At 67.1% G+C, this 24,117-nt stretch carries 22 protein-coding genes; 21 read left to right on the forward strand and 1 reads right to left on the reverse strand.

The window, feature by feature from the left end:
* Positions 1–34: 34 nt before the first annotated feature.
* From mmsA to FHT26_RS11780, 21 genes are all read left to right on the forward strand, one after another.
* Positions 35–1,636, forward strand: a complete 1,602-nt coding sequence (gene mmsA / locus FHT26_RS11680; RefSeq protein WP_168560305.1) for a multiple monosaccharide ABC transporter ATP-binding protein — start codon at positions 35–37, stop codon at positions 1,634–1,636.
* Complete coding sequence (mmsB, locus tag FHT26_RS11685; protein WP_168560306.1) at positions 1,626–2,819, forward strand: multiple monosaccharide ABC transporter permease; 1,194 nt, start codon at positions 1,626–1,628, stop codon at positions 2,817–2,819. Before mmsA ends, mmsB begins: the two co-directional genes overlap by 11 nt.
* Positions 2,819–4,339 (forward strand): sugar ABC transporter ATP-binding protein, encoded by a 1,521-nt coding sequence (locus FHT26_RS11690; protein ID WP_168560307.1) that lies wholly within the window; start codon positions 2,819–2,821, stop codon positions 4,337–4,339. Before mmsB ends, FHT26_RS11690 begins: the two co-directional genes overlap by 1 nt.
* Entirely contained in the window at positions 4,336–5,376 is a 1,041-nt protein-coding gene (locus FHT26_RS11695; protein ID WP_168560308.1) for an ABC transporter permease, read from the forward strand. The genes FHT26_RS11690 and FHT26_RS11695 overlap by 4 nt, the downstream gene beginning before the upstream one ends.
* Positions 5,373–6,392 (forward strand): galactofuranose ABC transporter, permease protein YjfF, encoded by a 1,020-nt coding sequence (yjfF, locus tag FHT26_RS11700; protein ID WP_168560309.1) that lies wholly within the window; start codon positions 5,373–5,375, stop codon positions 6,390–6,392. Before FHT26_RS11695 ends, yjfF begins: the two co-directional genes overlap by 4 nt.
* 77 nt (positions 6,393–6,469) lie before the next feature.
* Entirely contained in the window at positions 6,470–7,726 is a 1,257-nt protein-coding gene (locus tag FHT26_RS11705) for a carbohydrate porin (protein ID WP_168560310.1), read from the forward strand.
* Between the two features lie 199 nt (positions 7,727–7,925).
* Positions 7,926–8,960 (forward strand): D-xylose ABC transporter substrate-binding protein, encoded by a 1,035-nt coding sequence (gene xylF / locus FHT26_RS11710; RefSeq protein WP_168560311.1) that lies wholly within the window; start codon positions 7,926–7,928, stop codon positions 8,958–8,960.
* 53 nt (positions 8,961–9,013) lie between these two features.
* Positions 9,014–10,144, forward strand: a complete 1,131-nt coding sequence (locus tag FHT26_RS11715; protein ID WP_168560569.1) for an ABC transporter permease subunit — start codon at positions 9,014–9,016, stop codon at positions 10,142–10,144.
* Positions 10,144–10,908 (forward strand): ATP-binding cassette domain-containing protein, encoded by a 765-nt coding sequence (locus tag FHT26_RS11720; protein WP_168560312.1) that lies wholly within the window; start codon positions 10,144–10,146, stop codon positions 10,906–10,908. The genes FHT26_RS11715 and FHT26_RS11720 overlap by 1 nt, the downstream gene beginning before the upstream one ends.
* A 121-nt stretch (positions 10,909–11,029) precedes the next feature.
* Complete coding sequence (locus tag FHT26_RS11725) at positions 11,030–11,617, forward strand: DUF2889 domain-containing protein (RefSeq protein ID WP_168560313.1); 588 nt, start codon at positions 11,030–11,032, stop codon at positions 11,615–11,617.
* A 32-nt stretch (positions 11,618–11,649) separates the two neighbouring features.
* Positions 11,650–12,813 (forward strand): ADP-forming succinate--CoA ligase subunit beta, encoded by a 1,164-nt coding sequence (gene sucC, locus FHT26_RS11730; protein ID WP_168560314.1) that lies wholly within the window; start codon positions 11,650–11,652, stop codon positions 12,811–12,813.
* 32 nt (positions 12,814–12,845) lie between these two features.
* Positions 12,846–13,739: a succinate--CoA ligase subunit alpha gene (gene sucD / locus FHT26_RS11735; RefSeq protein WP_168560315.1), complete on the forward strand. Its 894-nt coding sequence runs from the start codon at positions 12,846–12,848 to the stop codon at positions 13,737–13,739.
* A 168-nt stretch (positions 13,740–13,907) separates the two neighbouring features.
* The gene (locus FHT26_RS11740) at positions 13,908–14,615 is read left to right on the forward strand and encodes a TerC family protein (protein WP_168560316.1); all 708 of its coding nucleotides are present in this window, start codon (positions 13,908–13,910) and stop codon (positions 14,613–14,615) included.
* A gap of 81 nt (positions 14,616–14,696) precedes the next feature.
* Positions 14,697–15,986 carry a protein kinase domain-containing protein gene (locus FHT26_RS30490; protein WP_168560317.1) on the forward strand — a complete coding sequence of 430 codons (1,290 nt, stop codon included), beginning with the start codon at positions 14,697–14,699 and terminating at the stop codon, positions 15,984–15,986.
* Between the two features lie 48 nt (positions 15,987–16,034).
* Positions 16,035–16,817 (forward strand): Stp1/IreP family PP2C-type Ser/Thr phosphatase, encoded by a 783-nt coding sequence (locus tag FHT26_RS11750; protein WP_047501166.1) that lies wholly within the window; start codon positions 16,035–16,037, stop codon positions 16,815–16,817.
* Between the two features lie 100 nt (positions 16,818–16,917).
* On the forward strand, positions 16,918–17,586 hold the full coding sequence (locus FHT26_RS11755; protein WP_056812758.1) for an FHA domain-containing protein: 669 nt from the start codon (positions 16,918–16,920) through the stop codon (positions 17,584–17,586).
* A gap of 257 nt (positions 17,587–17,843) precedes the next feature.
* Positions 17,844–18,620: an MBL fold metallo-hydrolase gene (locus FHT26_RS11760; RefSeq protein WP_168560318.1), complete on the forward strand. Its 777-nt coding sequence runs from the start codon at positions 17,844–17,846 to the stop codon at positions 18,618–18,620.
* Between the two features lie 211 nt (positions 18,621–18,831).
* On the forward strand, positions 18,832–19,308 hold the full coding sequence (locus FHT26_RS11765; protein ID WP_168560319.1) for a pilin: 477 nt from the start codon (positions 18,832–18,834) through the stop codon (positions 19,306–19,308).
* Positions 19,309–19,394: 86 nt separating this feature from the next.
* Positions 19,395–21,056, forward strand: a complete 1,662-nt coding sequence (locus FHT26_RS11770) for a PglL family O-oligosaccharyltransferase (RefSeq protein WP_168560320.1) — start codon at positions 19,395–19,397, stop codon at positions 21,054–21,056.
* A gap of 12 nt (positions 21,057–21,068) precedes the next feature.
* Positions 21,069–21,839 (forward strand): TfpX/TfpZ family type IV pilin accessory protein, encoded by a 771-nt coding sequence (gene tfpZ, locus FHT26_RS11775; RefSeq protein WP_168560321.1) that lies wholly within the window; start codon positions 21,069–21,071, stop codon positions 21,837–21,839.
* A complete protein-coding gene (locus FHT26_RS11780; RefSeq protein ID WP_168560322.1) occupies positions 21,839–23,593 on the forward strand; it encodes a PglL family O-oligosaccharyltransferase in 1,755 nt (584 codons plus the stop codon). The genes tfpZ and FHT26_RS11780 overlap by 1 nt, the downstream gene beginning before the upstream one ends.
* Here FHT26_RS11780 and moaC read toward each other — a convergent pair.
* A complete protein-coding gene (gene moaC, locus FHT26_RS11785; RefSeq protein WP_168560323.1) occupies positions 23,586–24,101 on the reverse strand; it encodes a cyclic pyranopterin monophosphate synthase MoaC in 516 nt (171 codons plus the stop codon). The two genes, FHT26_RS11780 and moaC, sit on opposite strands and share 8 nt — an antisense overlap.
* Between the last annotated feature and the right edge of the window lie 16 nt (positions 24,102–24,117).

Raw genomic sequence — 24,117 nt, forward strand, 5'->3', positions numbered from 1 at the left:
TTTTTTGCAGTCGGAACGATCCAGAGGACCAAGGATGGAAGCCATCCTGGAGATGCGCGGCATCACCAAGAAATTCCACGGCGTGACCGCCCTGAACGACGTCAACCTCGTCGTGCGCCAGGGTGAGATCCATGCGGTGGTCGGCGAGAACGGCGCCGGCAAGTCGACGCTGATGAAGGTGCTGAGCGGGGTCTACCCGCACGACTCCTACACCGGCGAGATCCATTACCAGGGCGAGCTGCGCAAGTTCGCCGGCATCTCCGACAGCGAGAAACTCGGGATCATCATCATCCACCAGGAGCTCGCGCTGGTGCCGCTGCTGTCGATCGCCGAGAACATCTTCCTCGGCAACGAACGCGCGAAGCTGGGCGTGATCGACTGGTTCGAGTCGCACCGCCGCACGCAGGAGCTGCTGGAGAAGGTCGGGCTGAAGGAATCGCCGTCGGCGCTGATCACCAACCTGGGGGTCGGCAAGCAGCAGCTGATCGAGATCGCGAAGGCCTTGTCGAAGGAGGTCAAGCTGCTGATCCTCGACGAGCCGACCGCGAGCCTGAACGAAAGCGACAGCAATGCGCTGCTCGAGCTGCTGCTCGCGCTGAAGGCGCAGGGCATCTCGGCGATCCTGATCTCGCACAAGCTGAACGAGGTCTCGAAGGTCGCCGATTCGATCACCGTGCTGCGCGACGGCGCCACCGTCGAGACGATGGACTGCCGCGCCGAGGCGATCAGCGAAGACCGCATCATCCGCAACATGGTCGGCCGCGAGATGGCCGACCGCTACCCGAAGCGCACGCCGAAGATCGGCGACACCGTGTTCGAGCTGCGCGACTGGAAGGTGCACCACCAGGTGCACGCCGACCGGCTGGTCGTGAAGGGCGTGAACCTGAACGTGCGGCGCGGCGAGATCGTCGGCATCGCCGGGCTGATGGGCGCCGGTCGCACCGAACTCGCGATGAGCGTGTTCGGCCGTTCGTACGGCCAGCGCATCAGCGGCGAGGTGCGCATGCACGGCGAGGCGATCGACACCTCGACGGTGCAGAAGGCGATTCGCCACGGCATCGCCTACGTCACCGAGGACCGCAAGGGCCTGGGCCTGGTGCTCGGCGAGGACATCAAGAAGAACACCACGCTCGCGAACCTGACCGCGGTGTCGCGCCACGGCGTGATCGACGACGGCCGCGAGTTCACGGTGGCGAACGATTTCCGCAAGCGGTTGAACACCCGCTCGGCCAGCGTCTACCAGCCGGTGGTGAACCTGTCGGGCGGCAACCAGCAGAAGGTGGTGCTGAGCAAGTGGCTGTTCTCGCAGCCCGAGCTGCTGATCCTCGACGAGCCGACGCGCGGCATCGACGTCGGCGCCAAGTACGAGATCTACACCATCATCGACGCGCTGGCGGCGGAGGGCAAATGCATCCTGATGATCTCGTCGGAGATGCCCGAGCTGCTGGGCATGTGCGACCGCATCTACGTGATGAACGAAGGCCGCTTCGTCGGCGAGTTCCCGGCGGCCGAGGCGTCGCAGGAGCGGATCATGCGCGCCATCATGCGGGCCGGCTCGCACGACGGCATGGACGCGCCACCGAAGCTGGACACTGAACACGGCCCCCTGGCCGGAGAGACGAATCATGGCAACTGACATCGCCGCGGCGGCCCCCGTGCCGCCCAAGGAGTACCGCGGCTTCCTGAAGAACAACGTGCGCGAGTACGGCATGCTGCTGTCGCTGGTCGCGATCATGGGACTGTTCCAGTACCTGACCGACGGCACGCTGCTGAAGCCGCTGAACCTGACCAACCTGGTGCTGCAGAACAGCTACATCGTCATCATGGCGCTGGGCATGCTGCTGGTGATCGTGGCCGGGCACATCGACCTGTCGGTCGGCTCGGTGGCCGGCTTCATCGGCGCGCTGGCCGCGGTGATGATGGTGAACCACGAGATCCACTGGATCTGGACCATCCTCGGCTGCATGTTGGTGGGCGGCCTGATCGGCGCCGCGCAGGGCTGGTTCGTCGCGTACTTCCGCATCCCGTCGTTCATCGTCACGCTGGCCGGCATGCTGGTGTTCAAGGGCCTGGCGCTGGCGCTGCTGGAGGGCCAGTCGGTCGGGCCGTTCCCGGTCGAGTTCCAGCGCCTGAGCTCGGGCTTCATCCCCGACCTGTTCGCCGGTGCCGAGCTGCGGCTGACCTCGCTGCTGCTGGGCGTCATCACGGTGCTGGTGATGGTGGTGCTGAAGGTGCGCGGGCGCATCGCGCAGACGCGCCACGGCATGGAAGAAGAGCCGTACCCGTTCTTCCTCGCGAAGACGGCGGCGTTCGCCGCGGTGATCCTGTTCTTCAGCTACCTGCTGGCCTCGTACCGCGGGCTGCCGAACGTGCTGATCATCATGGTGCTGCTGATGGTGGCGTACGACTTCGTCACGCGGCGCAGCACGATCGGGCGGCGCATCTACGCGCTCGGCGGCAACGAGAAGGCGGCCAAGCTGTCGGGCATCAAGACCGAGCGGCTGTCGTTCTACACCTTCGTCAACATGGGCGTGCTGGCGGCGCTGGCCGGGCTGGTGTTCGCCGCGCGACTGAACACCGCGACGCCGAAGGCCGGCGTCGGCTTCGAGCTCGACGTGATCGCGGCCTGCTTCATCGGCGGCGCATCGGCCTCGGGCGGCGTCGGCAAGGTGATGGGCGCGGTGATCGGCGCGTTCGTGATGGGCGTGATGAACAACGGCATGTCGATCATGGGCATCGGCATCGACTACCAGCAGGTCATCAAGGGCCTGGTGCTGCTCGCGGCCGTGTTCCTCGACGTCTACAACAAGAACAAGTGATGAGCACTGGCGCCGAACCGTCTCCCGTGCTGGAACTGCGCGGCGTCAGCAAGCAGTTCCTCGGCGTGCGCGCGCTCAGCAACGTCGGCCTGCGGCTGTTCCCCGGCGAGGTGCATGCGCTGATGGGCCAGAACGGCGCCGGCAAGTCGACGCTGATCAAGGTGCTGACCGGCGTGCATCCGCCCGATGCCGGCGAGTTCACGCTGGCCGGTGCCGCGATCCGGCCGACCACGCCGCAGCAGGCGCAGCAGCTGGGCATCAGCACCGTCTACCAGGAAGTGAACCTCTGCACCAACCTGTCGGTGGCCGAGAACATCTTCGCCGGACGCTACCCGCGCAAGGGCGCGCGCGGCGGCTGGCGCATCGACTGGCCGCGCATGAACGCGCAGGCGCGCGAGCTGCTGACGCGGCTGAACCTCGACATCGACGTGACGCGCGGCCTGGCGACGTACTCGGTGGCCGTGCAGCAGATGGTCTCGATCGCCCGCGCGCTGAGCGTCGAGGCCAAGGTGCTGATCCTCGACGAACCGACCTCCAGCCTCGACGAGGACGAGGTCAAGCGGCTGTTCGCGGTGCTGCGCCAGCTGCGCGGCGAGGGCCTCGCGATCCTGTTCGTGACCCATTTCCTCGAGCAGGTCTACGCGATCTCGGACCGCATCACGGTGCTGCGCAACGGCGAGTTCGTCTGCGAGAAGCCGGCCGCCGAGTTGAACGCGCCGGCGCTGATCACCGCGATGATCGGGCGGGAGTTGGCGAGCCAGTCGGAGGTCGTCCCGAGCGCACGCCCGCACGACGGCCAACCCTTGCTGCGCGCCCAAGGCCTCGGCCAGCAAGGCCAGCTGCAGCCGGTCGACCTCGACCTGTACCCCGGCGAGGTGCTGGGGCTGGGCGGCCTGCTCGGCTCGGGCCGCACCGAACTCGCGCGGCTGCTGTTCGGCCTGGCGGCCAACGACCAGGGCACGCTGCAGGTCGACGGGCAGCCGGTCCAGCTGCGCAGTCCGGCCGACGCGGTGCGCCACGGCATCGGCCTGTGCCCCGAAGACCGCAAGACCGACGGCATCGTCGCCGAGCTGTCGGTGCGCGAGAACATCGCGCTCGCGCTGCAGGCCCGCCACGGCCTCGCGAAGACGCTGTCGCGCGAGCAGCAGGCCGAGATGGCCGAGCGCTTCGTGAAGGCGCTGGGCATCAAGACCGCCAGCATCGACACGCCGATCGGGCTGCTGTCCGGCGGCAACCAGCAGAAGGCGATGCTCGCGCGCTGGCTCGCGACCGAGCCGCGGCTGCTGATCCTCGACGAGCCGACGCGCGGCATCGACGTCGCAGCCAAGCAGGAGATCATGGACGAGATCCTGCGGCTCGCGCAGCAGGGCATGTCGGTGCTGTTCATCTCGTCGGAGATGAGCGAGGTCGTCCGCGTCTCGCACCGCATCGCGGTGCTGCGCGATCGCCGCAAGGTCGCCGAGCTGCCGGCCGGCAGCAGCGAGCAGGCGGTCTACCACGTGATTGCGGCGCAGGCATGAGCAAGCTTTTCAAACACCGCCTCGCGTGGCCGCTGGTCACGCTGCTGCTGCTGCTGGTGCTGAACGCGGCGTTCAACAGCAGCTTCCTGCACCTGGAGTGGCGCGACGGCCACCTGTACGGCAGCCTGGTCGACATCCTGAACCGCGCGGCGCCGCTGATGCTGGTGTCGCTCGGCATGACGCTGGTGATCGCCACGCGCGGCATCGACATCTCGGTCGGCGCGGTGGTGGCGATCGCCGCGGCCATCGCGGCCTGGATGATCGGCGGCTCGCTGGTCATCGTCGACGGCGTGGCCACGCATGCGAGCCGCTTCCCGATGTGGGCGGCGGTGGCCGGCGCGCTCGGCGTCGCGCTGGTGTGCGGGGTGTGGAACGGCGTGCTGGTCGCGCGCGTCGGCATGCAGCCGATCATCGCGACGCTGATCCTGATGGTGGCCGGGCGCGGCATCGCGCAGCTGATCACCGGCGGGCAGATCATCACGATCTACTACGGGCCGTATTTCTTCCTCGGCAGCGGCTACCTGCTCGGTCTGCCGTTCTCGCTGTTCATCGCCGCGGCGGTGTTCGTGCTGCTGTGGTGGGTGACCACGCGCACCGCGCTCGGGCTGTTCATCCAGGCGGTCGGCGTGAACCCGTCGGCCGCGCGGGTGGCCGGCGTGCGCGCCCGCCGCATCACGGTGTGGGTGTATGCATTCTGCGGGCTGTGCGCCGGCGCGGCCGGGCTGATCGTCAGCTCGAACGTCAAGAGCGCCGACGGCAACAACGCCGGGCAGCTGATGGAGCTGGACGCGATCCTCGCGGTGACGCTGGGCGGCACCGCGCTGACCGGCGGCCGCTTCAGCCTGGCCGGCAGCGTGATCGGCGCGCTGATCATCCAGACGCTCACCTATGCCATCTACTCGCTGGGCGTGCCGCCCGAGGTCAACCTGGTCGTCAAGGCCGGCGTGGTGTTCGCGGTGATGCTGCTGCAGTCGCCGGAGTTCCGCCAGAGCTTGCGCGCGCTGGTGCAGCGGCCGCCGGCGGGAGGACGCGCATGAACGCGCACGTGCAACCGATGGCGCCGATGCCGGCCACGGCCGCTGCGAAGCGCCTGCGCTTCGACCCGAAGTTCATCCCGCTGGCGGCGACGATCTCGCTGTTCGTCGTGATGGCGATCCTCGGCTCGGTGCTCTACACCGGCTTCTTCTCGGCCCAGGTGTTCCTGAACCTGCTGATCGACAACGCCTTCCTGTGCATCGTCGCGGTCGGCATGACCTTCGTGATCCTGTCGGGCGGCATCGACCTGTCGGTGGGCTCGGTGATCGCGCTGACGACGATGGTGTCGGCGTCGCTGGTCGAGAAGCACGGCTGGAGCCCGGCCGTGGTGATCCCGCTGGTGCTGCTGATGGGCATCGGCTTCGGCGCGCTGCAGGGCGTGCTGATCCAGCGCTTCCGGCTGCAGCCCTTCATCGTGACGCTGGCCGGCATGTTCCTCGCGCGCGGGCTGTGCTACCTGATCAGCATCGATTCGATCAGCATCACGAACCCGTTCTACACCGCGCTGTCGCAGCTGCGCGTGCCGCTGTGGGAAGGCGCCGAGCTGTCGGTCAGCGCGATCATCGCGGTCGCCGTGGTGCTGCTCGCGGTGTTCGTCGCGCACTACACGCAGTTCGGCCGCACGGTTTACGCGATCGGCGGCAACGAACATTCGGCGGTGCTGATGGGCCTGCCGGTGCGCAGCACGCTGATCGGCGTCTACACCGTCAGCGGTTTCTGCTCGGCGTTGGCCGGCGTGGTGTTCACCTTCTACATGCTGTCGGGCTACGGCCTGCACGCGGTCGGGCTGGAGCTGGACGCGATTGCGGCGGTGGTGATCGGCGGCACGCTGCTGACCGGCGGGGTCGGCTACGTGCTGGGCACGCTGTTCGGCGTGCTGATGCTCGGGATCATCCAGACGCTGATCATGTTCGACGGCAGCCTGAGCTCATGGTGGACCCGCATCGTGATCGGCGGGCTGCTGTTCGTGTTCTGCCTGCTGCAACGCCTCTTCGAATCGAGCCGCAAGCGCGGTTGACGCTCCCCGTTCCCCCGACAGGGCTCCCCCAGGCCCTGTGTTCCACCTGTGCATCCAAAAACCAAGGAGACCATTCCGTGAAGACATTCCCCCACCGCCAGACCGTGCTCGCCCTGGCTGCCGCCGCAGCCAGCGTGTTGAGCGCCACCTCTGCACAAGCCGTCGATTGGGGCGGCTACTTCCGCACCGGCCCGGGTGCCACGTCGAAGGACTCGTCGCGCGCATGCTACGGGCTGGGCGGAGAAGGCATGAAGTACCGGCTCGGCAACGAGTGCGACTTCTACGGCGAGTTCCTGCTGAGCCAGGGCTTCAAGGCCGATGGCGTGGAATACAAGGCCGCGCTGATGACGAACCTGTACAGCAACGGCACCGACACCGGCGCGGTGGACCGCGGCCTGAGCGGGCAGCCGGCGACGAACCAGTCGCTGGACCACAGCAAGCTGGGCATCAACCAGATGTATGTCGAGGGCAAGGGCTACGACATCGCCCCGAACACGAACTTCTGGATCGGCAAGCGCTTCTACGGCCGTGCGGACGTGCACATCGTCGACACGTTCTTCGTGAACCTGTCGGGCGTGGGCGCCGGTGCGGACAGCATGGACGTCGGCGGCGGCAAGCTGGCGATCGCGGCGTTCCGCTCGGACAGCGCCGACTCGACCAAGCCGGGCTCGCGCGTGAACGTGGACTTCTCGGAGCTGGTGGTGAACCCGGGCGGCAAGCTGCGCATCGTGGGCACGATCACGAAGGGCGACTTCACCGACGGCAAGAACGGCTTCGGGCTGACCGCGCAGCACAACCAGGACAACGCGCTGGGCCTGGGCGGCACCAACATCCTGTGGGTGCAGTACGCGCAAGGCTCGGCCGGGCTGAACGGCAACTTCGGCAACCTGGGTGCGAACTCGGGCAACAAGAGCTACCGCATCGTCGAGAGCCCGGGCTGGCAGGTCGGCCCGTTCGGCGGGCAGGGCATGGTGATGTTCCAGCACGACAAGCTGGACGACGGCCTGGGCAACACGACCAACGTGAAGTCGGTGTCGGTGGGCGGACGCGGCTCGTACGCGCTGACCAAGAACTTCAAGCTGGTGGCCGAAGCGGCGTACGTGCAGAAGAAGCCGGACGACAGCGACACGCAGAAGCTGGCGAAGTTCACCTTTGCGCCGACGCTGGCGACCGGCCCGGGCTTCTGGAACCGTCCGGAACTGCGCCTGTACGTCACCACCGCGAAGTGGAACAACGCCGCCAACGCCGCCTCCGGCGCCAACGGCCTGACCGGCAACGCCGACGGCAAGACCAAGGGCACCTCCTATGGTGCCCAGGCCGAGATCTGGTTCTGATGCACGACTGCTGACGACTCCTTTTCCAAGGGCCCTGCGGGGCCCTTTTTTGTTGTCCGCGCTTGGCATCAGGGCTTGTCCCGATGACGCCAAAACCATCTGAAGCGACATTTCGTTCGTCACTCAAACTATGTCGGTGCGGTCGAACTTGCGCCCGCCGACGACCGAAGTGATGCACCCCACAAGACTGGAGAGAGACATGCAGATCAAGCACACCCTGGGCGCCGTCGCCTTCGCGCTCGCCTTTGGCGGCCTCAGCAGCGCCGCGCAGGCGCAACTCACCGTCGGCGTCAGCTGGTCGAACTTCCAGGAAGAGCGCTGGAAGACCGACGAGGCGGCCATCAAGGCCCAGCTCGAGAAGCTCGGCGCCAAGTACGTCAGCGCCGATGCCGGCGGCTCGCCCGAGAAGCAGCTGGCCGACATCGAGGGCCTGATGTCCAAGGGCGCCAAGGTGTTGATCGTGCTGGCGATGGACAAGGACGCGATCCTGCCGGCCGTCAACAAGGCCGCGAAGCAGAAGGTGCCGGTGGTGGCCTACGACCGGCTGATCGAGGCGCCGGGCGTGTTCTACATCACCTTCGACAACAAGGAGGTCGGCCGCCTGCAGGCGCGTGCCGTCTACAAGGCCCAGCCGAAGGGCAACTACGTGATGATCAAGGGCTCGCCGACCGACCCGAACGCGAACTTCCTGCGCGAAGGCCAGCAGGAGGTGATCGACGCGGCCGTCAAGAAGGGCGACATCAAGATCGTCGGCGAGGAGTACACCGACGGCTGGAAGCCCGAGGTCGCGCAGAAGAACATGGAGCAGATCATCACGAAGAACGGCGGCAAGATCGATGCGGTCGTCGCGTCGAACGACGGCACCGCCGGCGGCGTGGTGGCCGCGCTCACCAGCAAGGGCATCAAGGGCATCCCGGTGTCGGGCCAGGACGGCGACTTCGCCGCGCTGAACCGCGTGGCCGCCGGCTCGCAGACGGTGTCGGTCTGGAAGGACGCGCGCGACCTGGGCCGCGAAGCAGCCAGCGCGGCGGTGGCGCTCGGCAGCGGCAAGTCGCCCGAGAAGGCCGTCAGCTGGAACGGCGGCGAGAAGAAGATCGCGCTGCAGTCGCGCTTCCTGGCGCCGGTCGCGATCACGCGCGACAACCTCGACGTCGTCGTCAAGGCCGGCTGGATCAAGAAGGACGAGCTGTGCAAGGGCGTGACGGGCGACAAGGTGCCCTCGGCCTGCAAGTGAGTTCATTGCTTCAGCAGTTGCGCCACGCCGCCGTCGACTGGCGGCTGGTGCTGATGGGGCTGGTGCTCGCCGTGATGTCGGTGGTGTTCCATGCGATGTCCGGCGGCATCTTCCTGTCGCCGGAGAACCTCTACAACATCGCGCAGCAGACGGCAGTGGTCGGCATCGTCTCGACGGTGATGGTGCTGGTGATCGTCGCGCGCCACATCGACCTGTCGGTCGGCTCGACGATGGGCTTCGTCGGCGTGCTGATCGCGTACCTGCAGTACACCGCCGGCTGGTCGTGGCAGGCCTCGTGCCTGGCCGGCCTCGCGGTCGCGCTGCTGGTGTCGGTGTACCAGGGCGGACTGACGGCGGTGCTCGGCGTGCCGTCGTTCGTCGTGACGCTGGGCGGGCTGATGTCGTTCCGCGGCGCGGCCTTCCTGGTCGCCGACGGCAAGACGCAACCGGTCAGCGACGACTTCTTCGTCAACCTCGGCGGCGGCTACGACGGCGCGATCGGCGTCGGCCCGAGCTGGGTGCTGGGCGGGCTGCTGGGCGCGGCGCTGGTCGTGCGCATGCTGCTGCGCCGGCGCGCCAAGCAGCGCCACGGCATGGCGCTGCAGCCGCTGTGGGTCGACGGGCTGCTGGTCGGGCTGACGATCGCGCTGCTGCTCGGCTTCGTTGCGGTGATGTCGGCCTACCGGATCTCGTCGAAGACCGAGGCGCAGGGCGTCCCGGTGCCGGTGCTGATCTGGGGCGTGGTGGCCGGCACGCTGTCGTTCATCGTGCACCGAACCCGCTTCGGCCGCTATGTGTTCGCGATGGGCGGCAATCCCGATGCGGCCGCGCTGGTCGGCATCCCGGTGCGGCGCGTCACGCTGATGCTGTTCGCGCTGCTGGGCGTGCTGATCACGGTGGCCGCGATCGTGTCGGTGGCGCGGCTGAACGCCGGCACCAACTCGCTGGGCAGCGGCATGGAGCTTTACGTGATCGCCGCCGCGGTGATCGGCGGCACCGCCTTGTCCGGCGGCAGCGGCTCGATCCTCGGCTCGGTGCTGGGCGCGCTGATCATGCAGTCGCTCGACAGCGGCATGCTGCTGCTCGACGTGCCGATCGGCAAGCGCATGGTGATCATCGGACAGGTGCTGATCGTGGCCGTCGTGTTCGACGTGCTGTACCGCCGCTACGTGCAGGAAAGCTGATGGAACCCCTGGTCGAACTGGTCGACATCCACAAGGCCTTCGGCGGCGTGCGCGCCGTCGAGGGCGTCAACCTGACGCTGTACCCGGGCGAGGTGGTCGCGCTGCTCGGCCACAACGGCGCCGGCAAGTCCACGCTGATGAAGATGCTGGCCGGCGCCTACCCGATCGACAGCGGCGAGACCCGCATCGGCGGGCAGAAGGTGCAGATCCGCACGCCGGCCGAGGCGCAGTCGCACGGCATCGAGACGATCTACCAGACGCTCGCGCTGGCCGACAACCTCGATTCGGTGGCCAACCTGTTCCTCGGCCGCGAGAAGCTGACGCCGTGGCGCACGCTGGACGACCACTTCATGGAAGTGCAGGCGCGGCAGGTCTTCCAGCGCCTGAACAAGAACTTCACCAACATCCGCACGCCGGTGCGCCGGCTGTCGGGCGGGCAGCGGCAGGTGGTCGCGATCTCGCGGGCCATCTACTTCAATGCGCGCATCCTGGTGATGGACGAACCTTGCGCGGCGCTCGGCCCGGAGGAGACGCGCATGGTCGGCAACCTGGTGCGCCAGCTGAAGGCCGAGGGCGTCGGCATCTTCCTGATCAGCCACGACATGCCCGACGTGTTCGAGCTCAGCGACCGGCTCGCGGTGATGAAGAACGGCAAGCTGGTGGGCACCTACCGCACCAGCGACGTCACCGAGGACGAGGTGCTCGGCATGATCATCCTCGGCAAGCAACCGGCGGGCAAAACGCAGGCATTCGCACCGGTTTGACGACCCGCCCGGCCGCTTGTTGCGGTGCGGGATGCTACATTTCGGGGGTTTGCCCTAGGGGCCGCGCGGACCGACGCCTCCCGGCTCGTCCGCGGCTGTAACCACCCTGAAACCCAACCTGATGGCCTTGCCCACCGCCGCGCCCGAGCGTCAGCTCAAGCATCGACGCAGCATCGACGTGCGCGTCTATGCGCGCGGCAACGGCCTGTGGGAAGTCGACGCCCACCTGAGCGACATCAAGACCCGCGACGCCACGCTGGCCGGCCAGGTCCGCCATGCCGGCGACCCGATCCACGACATGCTGCTGCGGCTGGTGATCGACGAGGCCTTCAACATCCTCGAGGCCGGCTCCGAAACCCGCTGGATGCCGTACCCCGGCCACTGCGACGACCTGGGTGACGCCTACGCCGCGCTGGTCGGCCTGAACCTGCTGCAGGGCTTCCGCGCCGCGGTGCGCGAGCGGCTCGGCGGCGTGCAGGGCTGCACCCACCTGACCGAGATGACCCAGGTGCTGCCGACCGCGGTCGTGCAGGCCTTTGCCGGCGAGGTGCTGGACACGCGGGAGGACAATGCGTCCGGCCGCCAGCCGTTCCAGCTCGACCGCTGCCACGCGCTGCGCACCGACGGGCCGGTGGTGCGCACCTTCTACCCCCGCTGGTACCGAGCGTTGCCTGTGCCAGGCACTCCCATCGACGGGCCTGCCCGTTGAACATTTTTAGAAACTGAGCGAGAGAGTCCGCGATGAAAATCCATGAGTACCAAGGCAAGGAAATCCTGCGCCAGGCCGGTGTCCCGGTGCCGAAGGGCTACCCGGCATTCAGCGTGCTGGAAGCCGGCGAGGCGGCCCAGAAGCTGGGCGGCCCGGTCTGGGTCGTGAAGGCGCAGATCCATGCCGGCGGTCGCGGCAAGGGCGGCGGCGTCAAGCTCGCGCGCTCGCTCGACGACGTGAAGAAGCTGTCCGGCGAGATCCTCGGCATGCAGCTGAAGACCCACCAGACCGGCCCCGAAGGCCAGAAGGTGCGCCGCCTGCTGATCGAGGAAGGCGCCGACATCAAGAAGGAATACTACGTGGCCGCCGTCACCGACCGTGCGACGCAGAAGGTCGCGATGATGGCCAGCAGCGAAGGCGGCATGGACATCGAAGAGGTGGCCCACAACACGCCCGACAAGATCCTGAAGGTCTTCATCGACCCGCTGACCGGCATGACCGACGCGCAAGGGTACGAGCTCGCGAAGGGCATCGGCGTGCCCGAAGCTTCGCAGGCCCAGGCCGTCGACGTGTTCAAGAAGCTGTACGGCTGCTACATGAGCACCGACGCGTCGCTCGCCGAGATCAACCCGCTGATCCTCGAAGGCAACGGCAACATCAAGGCGCTCGACGCGAAGTTCAACTTCGACTCGAATGCGCTGTTCCGCCACCCCGAGATCACCGCCTACCGCGACCTCGACGAAGAGGATCCGGCCGAGATCGAGGCCAGCAAGTTCGACCTCGCCTACATCCAGCTCGACGGCAACATCGGCTGCCTGGTGAACGGCGCCGGCCTCGCGATGGCGACGATGGACACCATCAAGCTGTTCGGCGGCGAGCCGGCCAACTTCCTGGACGTCGGCGGCGGCGCCACCGCCGAGAAGGTCACCGAAGCGTTCAAGATCATGCTGAAGAACCCCAAGGTGAAGGCGATCCTCGTCAACATCTTCGGCGGCATCATGCGCTGCGACACCATCGCCGAAGGCGTGATCGCCGCGTGCAAGGCGGTCAACCTGTCGGTGCCGCTGGTCGTGCGCATGAAGGGCACGAACGAAGACCTGGGCAAGAAGATGCTGGCCGACAGCGGCCTGCCCATCATCAGCGCCGACTCGATGGCCGAAGCGGCCCAGAAGGTCATGGGCGCCCTGAAGGCCTGACCCCCCGCGCGACGACCCTCCAAGGAAATTCCATGAGCATCCTGATCAACAAAGACACCAAGGTCATCACGCAGGGCATCACCGGCAAGACGGGCCAGTTCCACACCCGCATGTGCCGTGACTACGCGAACGGCAAGAACTGCTTCGTCGCCGGCGTGAACCCGAAGAAGGCCGGCGAAGACTTCGAAGGCATCCCGATCTTCGCGAACGTCAAGGACGCGGCTGCCAGCACCGGCGCCACCGTCAGCGTGATCTACGTGCCGCCGGCCGGCGCCGCCGCGGCCATCTGGGAAGCCGTCGAGGCCGACCTGGACCTCGCGATCTGCATCACCGAAGGCATCCCCGTGAAGGACATGCTGGAAGTGCGCAACAAGATGAAGCAGAAGGAAGCCAAGGGCGGCAAGAAGACGCTGCTGCTCGGCCCGAACTGCCCCGGCCTGATCACGCCCGACGAGATCAAGATCGGCATCATGCCGGGCCACATCCACCGCAAGGGCCGCATCGGCGTGGTCTCGCGCTCGGGCACGCTGACGTACGAAGCGGTCGCGCAGCTGACCGAGATCGGCCTCGGCCAGTCGAGCGCGGTCGGCATCGGCGGCGACCCGATCAACGGGCTGAAGCACATCGACGTGATGCGCATGTTCAACGACGATCCCGAGACCGATGCGGTCATCATGATCGGCGAGATCGGCGGACCGGACGAGGCCGACGCCGCCCGCTGGTGCAAGGACCACATGAAGAAGCCGATCGTCGGCTTCATCGCCGGCGTCACCGCGCCCCCCGGCAAGCGCATGGGCCATGCCGGCGCGCTGATCTCGGGCGGCGCCGACACGGCCGATGCCAAGCTGGAGATCATGGAAGCCTGCGGCTTCACCGTGACGCGCAACCCGTCGGAGATGGGCAAGCTGCTGAAGGGCCTGCTCTAAGCACGCCCGGCTCGTCGCCCCAGGGGCCGCCTTCGCAGGCGGCCTTTTTCTTGAGGGGACGGCCGGCTCCTGTGGAAACTACAGAAGCCGGGCACCGGCCGGCCGGCAGACAATGCCGGCCTCGGTTTCCGCAATCGTCGAACACAACAACCAGGAGGATCCACACCCATGGACTTCACGTCAGGAGCCCTGTGGGGCGCCTTCGGCGCCATCATCGCCGCCAACATCCTGCTGTCGGGCGACAACGCGGTGGTCATCGCGATGGCCGCCCGTTCGCTGCCGCAGGAGCAGCAGAAGAAAGCCATCTTCTGGGGCAGTGCCGCCGCGATCGTGATGCGGATCGTGCTGACCATCGTCGCGGTGCAGCTGCTGCAGCTGCCCTACCTGAAGGTCATCGGCGGCGTGCTGCTGCTGTGGATCGGCGTGCAGCTGCTCGTCGACTCGGAGGACGACGGCGAGGTCAAGTCGCACGGCACCATCGGGGCGGCGATCCGCACCATCCTGGTCGCCGACCTGGTGATGAGCGTCGACAACGTGCTGGCGGTCGCCGGTGCCGCCGACCGGGCGCCCGAGGGCGCGCGGCTGCCGCTGCTGATCGTCGGCCTGGCGCTGTCGATCCCGCTGATCATCGCCGGCAGCACGCTGCTGATGAAGATCATGGACCGCTTCCCGATCATCATCACGCTGGGTGCCGCGCTGCTGGGCTTCCTGGCCGGCGAGATGTTCGTCAGCGACCCGTTCAGCCGCGACTGGTTCCATGCCAACGTGCCGGAAGCCGACTTCATCGTCGGCGGCATCTGCGCGGTGCTGGTGGTGGTCGTCGGGCTGTGGCTGCAGAAGCGCGGCAAGGCGGCGAAGGGCAGCGCAGCCGAATGACGGCGGCGGGCCCGCGCCGCCTGGAGCCAGCGCCGGCGTGAGCCCGTTCGCCGGTGGCGCCTGTGATATGGTGCCCGCTCCATGTTCAGCGGCGGCCTCGTTCCCCCCGATCCCTCCTTCAACGCCGCGTCGACGGCGGCCGCCGTCGCCTTGCTGCTCGCCGCGGTGCTCGCGCACGTGTTGCTGGTGCTGCCGCGGCTCGATGCCGGCCGGGGGCGCATTGCCAGCGGCGCGCTGGCGGTCGTCCAGGTCCTGATCGCATGGGGCCTGCTGTCGGCGGCCGTGTGGGTGCCGTGGCTGCTGCCGGTGGCGGCGCTCGTCACCGGGCACCTCGGATTCGAACGTGGGCTGGCGGGGCGCCGTGCGCCGCCGGATCCTGAACCCCCCGCACTGCCCGCGTCCGATCCCTCGGCGACATCGACCCGCCAGGGCGCCGAAGGTCGCATGCTCGGCCGCTATCGCGTCGAGCGCGAGCTGGGTCGCGGTGCGATGGGCGCGGTCTACCTCGGCCGCGACAGCAAGATCGGCCGCCTGGTCGCGATCAAGACGATGGCGTTGAGCCAGGAGTTCGCCGGCGACGAGCTGGAAGAGGCGCGGCGCCGCTTCTTCCGCGAGGCCGAAACGGCGGGCCGGCTGCAGCATCCCGACATCGTGACGATCTACGACGCCGGCGAAGATCAGGAACTCGCCTACATCGCGATGGAATACCTGAAGGGCGAAGACCTTCTGCGCCACAGCCAGCCCGGGCGGCTGCTGCCGGTGCCGCAGGTGTTGCGTGTCGTCGCGCGCGTGGCCGAGGCGCTCGCCTATGCGCACAGCCAGGGCGTGGTGCACCGCGACATCAAGCCGGCCAACGTGATGGTCGACCTGTCGCGCGACCTGGTGAAGGTCACCGACTTCGGCATCGCGCGGATCTCCGATTCGAGCCGCACGCGCACCGGCATGGTCCTCGGGACGCCGTCGTTCATGTCGCCCGAGCAGATGGCCGGCCTGCGCGTCGACGGGCGCAGCGACCTGTATTCGCTCGGCGTGATGCTGTTCCAGCTGCTGACCGGGCTGCTGCCGCACCGCTCGGAATCGATGGCCACGCTGATGCACCAGATCGCCAACGAACCGGCGCCCGACGTGCGCACGTTGCGCCCCGAGTTGCCAGAAATGCTGGCCGACGTGGTGACGCTCGCGGTCGAGAAGCGGCCCGAGGTGCGCTACGCCGACGGCCGCCAGATGGCGTCCGACCTGCGGCAGATCGCGTCGTTGATGGACGCCGCCGCGCTGCTGCCGCCGCCGGCCGTAGGATCGCCACCCCCCGATTCCAGCGGATTCACGGAGACCGTGAAGTTCGAGCGTGCCGATCCAAGGCACAATTCCTGACCCCCTCGGTTTGAAGGTTCGATGACTCTGCCCGTGTCCGCCACCGCCATGTCGCTTGAATTCTTCAGTGCCACGGACACCGGCCGAGCGCGCAACAACAATGAGGATTCGGTCGCCGTCCACGAGGCGTCGGCGCTGGTCGTGCTGGCCGACGGCATGGGTGGCTACAACGCCGGCGAGGTCGCCAGCGGCATGGCCACCTCGTTCATCAAGACCGAATTGGGCCGCTGGCTGCAGGAGGCGTCGGGCAATGCGTCCGACACCGACGTGCGCCGTGCGATGGACATCTGCGTCGACAACGCGAACCGCGCGATCTTCAACGCGGCCAATTCGAACCCGCAGTACGCCGGCATGGGCACGACGCTGGTGGTCGGCGCGTTCCGCGACGGCCGGCTGCTGATGGGCCACGTCGGCGATTCGCGCGGCTACCGCTTTCGCGCCGGGCGCCTGCAGCAGATCACGCACGACCATTCGCTGCTGCAGGAACAGATCGATTCCGGGCTGATCACGCCGGAACAGGCTGCCTTCTCCGCCAACAAGAACCTGGTGACGCGCGCGGTCGGCGTCGAAGACACCGTGCTGCTGGAGACCCATCTGCACGACCTGATGCCCGGAGACATCTACTTACTCTGCTCCGACGGGCTGTCTGACATGCTGGACGATGAAAGCATCGGCCAGGTGTTGCAGGCACACGACTCGCTCGACGAGGCAGGGGCGGCGCTGATCGACGCGGCCAATGATGCGGGTGGAAAGGATAATATCGCGGTGGTCCTGGTTCGGGTACGGGGCCAGAGCATCGCGCCGCGGTCCTGGTGGCCGTTCAGGCGTTGAAGCGTTCGGGCGTTGAAGTTTGCCGGCGCTGAAATTGCCAGCACATTGCACGGGGTCCTGGTTCGGAGCCCAGACATACAAGAGAGACTAGAGGTCAAGCATGGGCAAGTTGGTCGTATCGCTCGACGGGGTCGTGATCAAGGAAGTGCAGATCACCAAGGACAAGACGACCCTTGGCCGGCGGCCCTACAACGACATCGTGATCGACAACCTGGCCGTCAGCGGTGAGCATGCGGTGCTCCAGATGGTTGGCTCCGATGTGTTCATCGAAGACCTGAACAGCACCAACGGTACCTACATCAACGGCAAGGCCGTCAAGAAGCAGCTGCTGGCGCACAACGACACCGTTGAGATCGGCAAGTACAAGATCAAGTACCTGGTCGAGGACGGCACCGACTACGAGAAGACGATGATCCTGAAGCCCGGCGCCGCGCCGGTGCCTTCGGCCCAGGGCTTCGCGCAGACGCTGGCGCCGGCTTCCGGCTTCGGCGGGCTGGGCGCCTCGTCGAACCCGGCGACCATCAAGGTGCTGAACGGTGCTGCCGCCGGCCGCGAGGTCGCGCTCACCAAGGTGGTCACGACCGTCGGCAAGCCCGGCGTACAGGTCGCGTCGATCACGAAGCGCCCGGGCGGTTATGTGTTTGCCCACGTCGAAGGCGCCACGCGCCCGACCATCAACGGCAACCCGCTGGCCAGCGACACGCTGCCGCTGAAGAACGGCGACGTGATCGAACTCGCCGGAACGCAGATGCAATTCGTGCAGGCCTGAGGACCTGGCTGCCCCCACGTCGCCTCGCTCCTGCCCTCCGCGGGGGCGCTCAGCCGCTTGAGGCGGCTCGGCGTCGGCTGAGTTCTCTGTAGCCCGGCCGGCGTGAAGCAATTCACGTCGATCGCGAATGCCGGGTATCGAGGTGTTCAAGGTGGGCCCGATTGCGGCTTCGCACCTTGCATCACCGGGCGGTCGCGGTCAGCATTCAGCGTTCTGTCCTGCTGGCGTGCCTGAGTCGCGCGCCTCCTGCCACCGCCATGAAAATCCGCGTCCTCGGGTGCTCCGGGGCCATTGCCGCAGGCAGCCGGACCACCGCCTTCCTGGTCGATCACGATGTGCTCGTCGATGCGGGCACCGGCGTGGGCGACCTGTCGCTCGACGAGCTGACGGGCATCGATCACATCCTGATCAGCCACTCGCACCTCGACCACATCCTGTCGATCGGGCTGCTGGCCGACAGCGTGATGCGCCGGCGCATGGCTGCCGGCCGGCCGGCGATCCAGGTGCACGCGTTGCCGCAGACGCTGGAAGCGCTGCGCCAGCACATCTTCAATGGCGTGATCTGGCCCGACTTCACGCGGTTGCCGAGCCGCGAGCAGCCGGTGATGCAACTGCGGCAGTTCGAGGTCGGTCAGCAATTGATGCTGGGCGGCAAGACCTTCGAGGTCCTGAGCGCGGCGCACACGGTGCCGGCCGTCGGCTTCGGGTTGAAGGGCGCCGATGGGTGGTGGATCTACACCGGTGACACCGGGCCGAACCCGTTGCTGTGGGAGCGGCTGGCGCAGCTGAAGGTGGCGCACCTGGTGATCGAGACCGCCTTCAGCGACGACGAGCGACAGCTCGCTCGCATCAGTCGGCACCTGTGCCCGACCGCGCTCGGGGATGAACTGGCCTCGCTCAAAGGCATGGTCGACGTTCACATCACGCACATCAAGCCAGGCGAGGTGGCGTCGGTGATGAAGGAAGTTGCCAACCTGGTCACGCCGCACCGCATCACCGCGTTGCAGGCGGGTCTGATGATCGAGTTGACCTGAATCATCTGACACTGATTTCGCCAAATCGCTGACAACTTCGGAGTGACGCTTTTCGTCAATCCAGAACCCGGGCAGTAGGCGATAGGTGCAGGCGGTGACCGCCCGTGTCAGAACTGAGGGCGAAAATCACATCAAACCTAGGGATTGAGCTTGGCACGAGGACTGCATCTTGTTTGGCGTGTCCCACCCGTTCCCATCTCAGGAGCTCTACATGAAGCGCGTTCAACAAGGTTTCACCCTCATCGAACTGATGATCGTCGTTGCGATCATCGGTATCCTGGCTGCCGTCGCACTGCCGGCTTATCAGGACTACACCATCCGTGCCAAGAACTCGGAAGTCATCCTGGCTGCGTCGGCTTGCCGCACCACGATCACTGAAGTCGTTCAGTCGACGACCTCGCTGCCGACCACGGTTGATGCCTACGGCTGTGAAGCGAGCACCCCTTCGTCGCAGTACGTTGCGAAGATCTCGACCGCTGGCACGACCGGTGTCATCACCGTCACCAGCCAGAACATCAAGAACTCGAACGCGAATCCCCCGGCTGTTGGCGGCATTGTGACGCTGATCCCGCAGAAGGCTGATGGCACCGCCATCGCCGCCGGCGAGTCGATCGGCAAGTGGGTTTGCGGTGGTACGGGCACGACCATCGCTCCCAAGTTCCTGCCGGGCTCGTGCCGCGGTAACTGATCAGGCGATACTTCGACCTGAATCCAAAAAGGGCGGCTTCGGCCGCCCTTTTGCCGTATGTCTCCCGGTTTGAATCGCCCGCACACATGATCGAACTGCTGGCCATGGTTTGCCTGGGCATGGCGTGGCTCGTCCCGAACCACTACCTGCCGTGGCTGTCGTTCTACAACGAGGCCTGCGCCATGCTGGCGCTCTGGCTGCTGGCGTTCTCATTGGTACGACGATGGTGGCGAGCGACACTGCCCGCGCCGTTCTGGGCGGTCAGTGCGGTGGCCCTGGTTCCCCTGGCGCAGTGGGCGGTAGGTCTCGTGCTGTATTCCGGCGATGCCTGGGTGGCGATGCTCTACGTGCTGAGCTTCGCGATGGCCATCGGCGTGGGCCGGGTCTGGGCGGCGGTCAATGCGCGCGAATCCGCCCGAACGCTGGCCACCACGATCCTCGCCGCGGCCCTGGTCTCGGCAGCGCTGGCTTTCTCTCAGGCGTTGCTGCTCGATGTGCCGGCCCTCTGGGTGCTGGATCCCATCCCGGGCATGCGCGCCTATGCCAACCTGGCGCAACCCAACAATCTTGCGACACTGCTCGGCCTGGGCGTGGTCAGCGTGCTGTTGTTGCGCGATCAGCGGCAGCTATCTGCCGTCAGCGCCGTGGCCGCTGCGCTGCTGTTGCTCGGTGCCATGGCGGTGACGCAATCCCGCACCACCTTGCTGTTTGGGCTGGCCATCATGGTGGTGCTGTGGTGCATGCCGGCCGCTGCACGTCCCCGCATCCCGACGAGCGCTGTCATTGCTGCCAGCGTGTGCGAGGCCGTGCTGTTGTGGGCATGGCCGGTCGCCCAGAAAGCGCTGTTCCTCACCGGTGTGGAGGCACTGGGCACGCGAGCAGCGGCGACGCCGCGGCTGCAGATCTGGCCGATGCTGCTCGACGCGGTCGGGCAATCCCCCTGGGCAGGCTACGGCTGGCTGCAGGTCGGCGCTGCCCATTTCAAGGTTGCGAACCGGCACCCGGCGGTCGAAGAACTGTGGTTGCATGGGCACAATCTGTTCATCGAATTGTTCGTCTGGTGCGGCATTCCGCTCGGCACGCTGCTGAGCGTTGCCGTGCTGTGGTGGATCCGGACCCGCTGGCGCCGTGTCGCCACCCCCGAATCAGGCGCGGGATTGCTGGCGATCGCCGTGCTTTTCGTGCATGCGATGCTTGAGCTGCCCCACCACTACGCCTACTTCCTAGTCCCCGCCGGGCTCTGGATGGGCCAGATTGAACAGGGGCTGTCCTCGCGCAGCGAATGGCCTGCCCGATGGGCGTGGCCGCCCGCACTGGCGGCGGCTGTGCTGACCGTCGGCATCGCGTGGAACTACCGGGAGGTCGAGGAGGACTTCCGGCTCTTCCGCTTCGAGAGCGCGCGCGTCGGCAGCCTGCGTGCGACGCAACTGACGCCAGATGCGCCGTTTCTCTCGAGCATCGGGGCCTACGTGAGTTTCACGCGGCAGGAGCCCCGCGCCGGCATGAGCCAGGAACAGCTTGCCGACATGTCTCGCCTGATCACGCGCTATCCTTACGCGCCCGCGCTGGCTCGCTATGCCGAGGCGCTTGCCCTGAACGGGCGCCAGGACGATGCACGCGAAGTCTTCAACAGCATTCTGCATATCCATGGCCGTGCGTGGTACCTGCAAGTCAAGCGAGCCCTGCATGAGAAAGGCATCGAGAGGTCGCCGGCGCTGCTGGAGTTCGAGACAACACTTCCTCCCTGACATCCCCCGAGCATGAAGTCTTTCTCTTCGCTGCCCCGCCGCGTTCGTGCCACTGCCATCCACGTTCTCGTCAGCGCCTGCGTGGCCGTGCTGGCCAGCTTGCTGGTGTTCGTCGTCTGGTACCCATCGCCCTACGGCGCACTCACCGGCGGCACAGGCTTGTTCGTCTTGCTGATGTCGGTGGATCTGGTGCTCGGACCGGTGCTGACGGCGGTCGTGGCGAATGCCGCGAAGCCGAGCAAGGAATTGCTGCGCGACATCGCGGTGATCGCCTGCCTGCAGGTTGCCGCGTTCGCCTACGGCATCCATACGATCGCGATCGCCCGCCCGGTGATCGCGGCTTTCGAGGTCGACCGGCTGCGGGTGGTGACGGCAGTCGAGATCGAAGCGGCGAAGCTGCCCGAAGCGCCCGAGGGGCTGCGTACCCTGTCATGGACGGGGCCGAGGCTGATCGCGGCCCGCAAACCGACCGCCGGCGACGAAGCCTTTCGCGCGATGACGCTGGGGCTGGGCGGCGTCGACCTTTCGATGGTTCCCGCGTACTGGACACCGTACGACGAGATGCGTGCCGACGTGCTGCGCGTCTCGCGGCCTGCTGCCGTTCTTGCCGCGCACTACCCAGAAGCCGCGAAAGCACTGGCCAATGTCGCTGCCCGCGCCAACGTGAATCCGGACGATCTGCGCTTCCTGCCGCTGGTGTCCCGCCGTGCCAGCTGGGTCGCGTTGATCGCGCAACCCGACGCGCGGATCGTCGGCCACCTGCCGCTGGACGGCTTCTTCTGATGCAGCGCTCCTGGTACGAGGCCTTGCTGCTGCCGCTCGCCTGCATCGCCATCGCGGTTCCGGCGCTGCTGGCGTTCAATGTTCCTCCATCGGCCACCTTCCTCAACCAAGCCGTCGCGCTGCTGGGCTGGGGCGGATTCACGGCCGCTTTCTGCTGTCAGCTGGCGCCCGGCTCGCTGCGGTGGCGCGATGGCGGCGCCTTGTCCGGCGCGTTGCTGGTCATGGGTGTGGCTGTGCTGGCGACGGCTGTACTGCGCGGGTTGCCGTGGCCGCTCGCCGCCTCGGCGTTCGCCGTGCTGTTCGCCGCAGGCTGGGTCGTGTCGGTCGCGACGGCCTTGCGGCGGTCCGAGAAGGCGGAAGCCGCCTTTCGCGCCACGTGCATCGCACTGGTCGCGGCAGGCCTGCTCAGCCTCGTGGTGGGATTCGTCCAGTACTTTGCGCCGCGGTGGGCCGACGGCGCCTGGATCGCGATCGCGGCGACGCCCGGGCGCATCGGCGGGAACTTGCGCCAACCCAACCACCTCAGCACCTTGCTGCTGTTTTCGCTAATCGCTGGCGTCTGGCTCCATGAACGCTTCTCGCAGCGCCTGACACAGGCCGCACGCGCTGGCTTGATCGTCTTCGCGGTCATCGCCTTGTTGGGCGTCGTGCTCACCGGGTCTCGCACCGGCGCCCTGTGCACGCTTTTCCTCTCGGTGTGGGGGGTATTCGACCGGGGGCTGTCGCGCCGTGCACGGTTGCTGCTCGGCCTCTCCCCGATCGCCTACGTGGGCATGTGGGTGGGCATGGACGTCTGGGCTCACCACAGCTCCCATGTGTTCGGCGGCGAGGCGCAACTCAACCATGCAGACCTGTCCAGCTCGCGCTTCGCCATCTGGAACAACACGCTCTCCCTGATTGCCCAGAATCCCTGGACCGGCGTCGGCTGGGGCGAGTTCAACTTCGCCTGGAGCCTGACGCCGTTTCCCGGTCGCCCGGTGGCCTTCTTCGACCACACGCACAACCTGCCGCTTCAGCTGCTGGTCGAGCTGGGGATTCCGGTGGGCCTGTTCGTGCTGGCATTGCTGCTATGGGCGCTGTGGCGCTCGTTCAGCAATGCGTTGGCCGACACCCCGTCTTCGGGGATGGTGCGTTGTGCCTTCATGATGGTTCTCACGATGGCCGTGCACAGCGAGCTGGAATACCCGCTGTGGTACGCCTACTTTCTGCTGCCGACTGCCTTCATGTGGGGGCTCTCCTTGGTTGGCGGCCCAGACGAGCCGGCGCCTGGCGTGAAAGAGCCGTCGTCTTGGCCGCAGGGCGTCTGGCTCGGCGTCGTCTCGGCCCTGCTGATAGCCGGCACCTGTGTCGCCATCGGAGATTACTTAAGCGTCGTGAGGATCTTCTCGCCGGGGGACAGTACGGCCTCGTTGCCGGATCGCATCCGCGACGGGCAGCGCAGCCTATTCTTCGCCCACCATGCCGACTACGCGGCCGCGACGACGACGGAGCCTGCGTCCGACGCGCTCGAAGCCTATCGGCGTGCACCGCACTACCTGCTCGATGCGCGCCTGATGCAGTCGTGGGCGACCGCGCTGGAACAAAGCGGCGACACCGACCGTGCCCGCTACGTGGCACAGCGCCTGAAGGAGTTCAGGAATCCCCAGAACGAAGGATTCTTCGCAGTCTGCGACCATCGTCCGGCGCCCGGTGAGGCCTTGCCGTTCCAGTGCCTGGCGCCGAGCCGCCCTCTCGATTACGAGGACTTCAGGTAGCCGCCACCCAATCCCCCGACTTCCCCCCGCTCTTCTCCAGCACCCGGATCTCCCCCATCACCATCCCTCGGTCGACCGCTTTGCACATGTCGTAGACCGTCAGCAGCCCGACCTGCACCGCGGTCAGCGCCTCCATCTCGACGCCGGTGCGGCCGAGCGTCTCGACCTGCGCGGTGCAGCGCACCAGGTTCTGCGCGGCGTCGATCTCGAAATCGACCGCGACCTTCGTGATCGGCAGCGGATGGCACAGCGGGATCAGCTCGGCGGTGCGCTTGCTGGCCTGGATCGCCGCGATGCGCGCGATGCCGATCACGTCGCCCTTCTTCGCGGTGCCGCCCTGAATCAGTGCCAGCGTGGCCGGCAGCATGCGGATGACGCCGGCGGCGCGCGCGATGCGGTGCGTCTCGGCCTTGGCCGACACGTCGACCATGTGCGCCTGCCCCTGCGCATCGAAGTGGGTCAGCGGGTTCGCAGGCAAGGACTGCACTGGGGGAAGGGGCTTGGACATGGAAGGAAACATCCGG

Origin of the sequence: Rhizobacter sp. SG703, from assembly GCF_012275445.1 — a bacterium.
GTDB lineage: Bacteria > Pseudomonadota > Gammaproteobacteria > Burkholderiales > Burkholderiaceae_C > Rhizobacter.

Coding starts and splice junctions, on each gene's coding strand:
- mmsA (WP_168560305.1), top strand. CDS start 35: ATGGAAGCCATCCTGGAGATGCGCGGCATCACCAAGAAATTCCACGGC.
- mmsB (WP_168560306.1), top strand. CDS start 1,626: ATGGCAACTGACATCGCCGCGGCGGCCCCCGTGCCGCCCAAGGAGTAC.
- FHT26_RS11690 (WP_168560307.1), top strand. CDS start 2,819: ATGAGCACTGGCGCCGAACCGTCTCCCGTGCTGGAACTGCGCGGCGTC.
- FHT26_RS11695 (WP_168560308.1), top strand. CDS start 4,336: ATGAGCAAGCTTTTCAAACACCGCCTCGCGTGGCCGCTGGTCACGCTG.
- yjfF (WP_168560309.1), top strand. CDS start 5,373: ATGAACGCGCACGTGCAACCGATGGCGCCGATGCCGGCCACGGCCGCT.
- xylF (WP_168560311.1), top strand. CDS start 7,926: ATGCAGATCAAGCACACCCTGGGCGCCGTCGCCTTCGCGCTCGCCTTT.
- FHT26_RS11715 (WP_168560569.1), top strand. CDS start 9,014: ATGGGGCTGGTGCTCGCCGTGATGTCGGTGGTGTTCCATGCGATGTCC.
- FHT26_RS11720 (WP_168560312.1), top strand. CDS start 10,144: ATGGAACCCCTGGTCGAACTGGTCGACATCCACAAGGCCTTCGGCGGC.
- FHT26_RS11725 (WP_168560313.1), top strand. CDS start 11,030: ATGGCCTTGCCCACCGCCGCGCCCGAGCGTCAGCTCAAGCATCGACGC.
- sucC (WP_168560314.1), top strand. CDS start 11,650: ATGAAAATCCATGAGTACCAAGGCAAGGAAATCCTGCGCCAGGCCGGT.
- sucD (WP_168560315.1), top strand. CDS start 12,846: ATGAGCATCCTGATCAACAAAGACACCAAGGTCATCACGCAGGGCATC.
- FHT26_RS11740 (WP_168560316.1), top strand. CDS start 13,908: ATGGACTTCACGTCAGGAGCCCTGTGGGGCGCCTTCGGCGCCATCATC.
- FHT26_RS30490 (WP_168560317.1), top strand. CDS start 14,697: ATGTTCAGCGGCGGCCTCGTTCCCCCCGATCCCTCCTTCAACGCCGCG.
- FHT26_RS11750 (WP_047501166.1), top strand. CDS start 16,035: ATGTCGCTTGAATTCTTCAGTGCCACGGACACCGGCCGAGCGCGCAAC.
- FHT26_RS11755 (WP_056812758.1), top strand. CDS start 16,918: ATGGGCAAGTTGGTCGTATCGCTCGACGGGGTCGTGATCAAGGAAGTG.
- FHT26_RS11760 (WP_168560318.1), top strand. CDS start 17,844: ATGAAAATCCGCGTCCTCGGGTGCTCCGGGGCCATTGCCGCAGGCAGC.
- FHT26_RS11765 (WP_168560319.1), top strand. CDS start 18,832: ATGAAGCGCGTTCAACAAGGTTTCACCCTCATCGAACTGATGATCGTC.
- FHT26_RS11770 (WP_168560320.1), top strand. CDS start 19,395: ATGATCGAACTGCTGGCCATGGTTTGCCTGGGCATGGCGTGGCTCGTC.
- tfpZ (WP_168560321.1), top strand. CDS start 21,069: ATGAAGTCTTTCTCTTCGCTGCCCCGCCGCGTTCGTGCCACTGCCATC.
- FHT26_RS11780 (WP_168560322.1), top strand. CDS start 21,839: ATGCAGCGCTCCTGGTACGAGGCCTTGCTGCTGCCGCTCGCCTGCATC.
- moaC (WP_168560323.1), bottom strand. CDS start 24,101: ATGTCCAAGCCCCTTCCCCCAGTGCAGTCCTTGCCTGCGAACCCGCTG.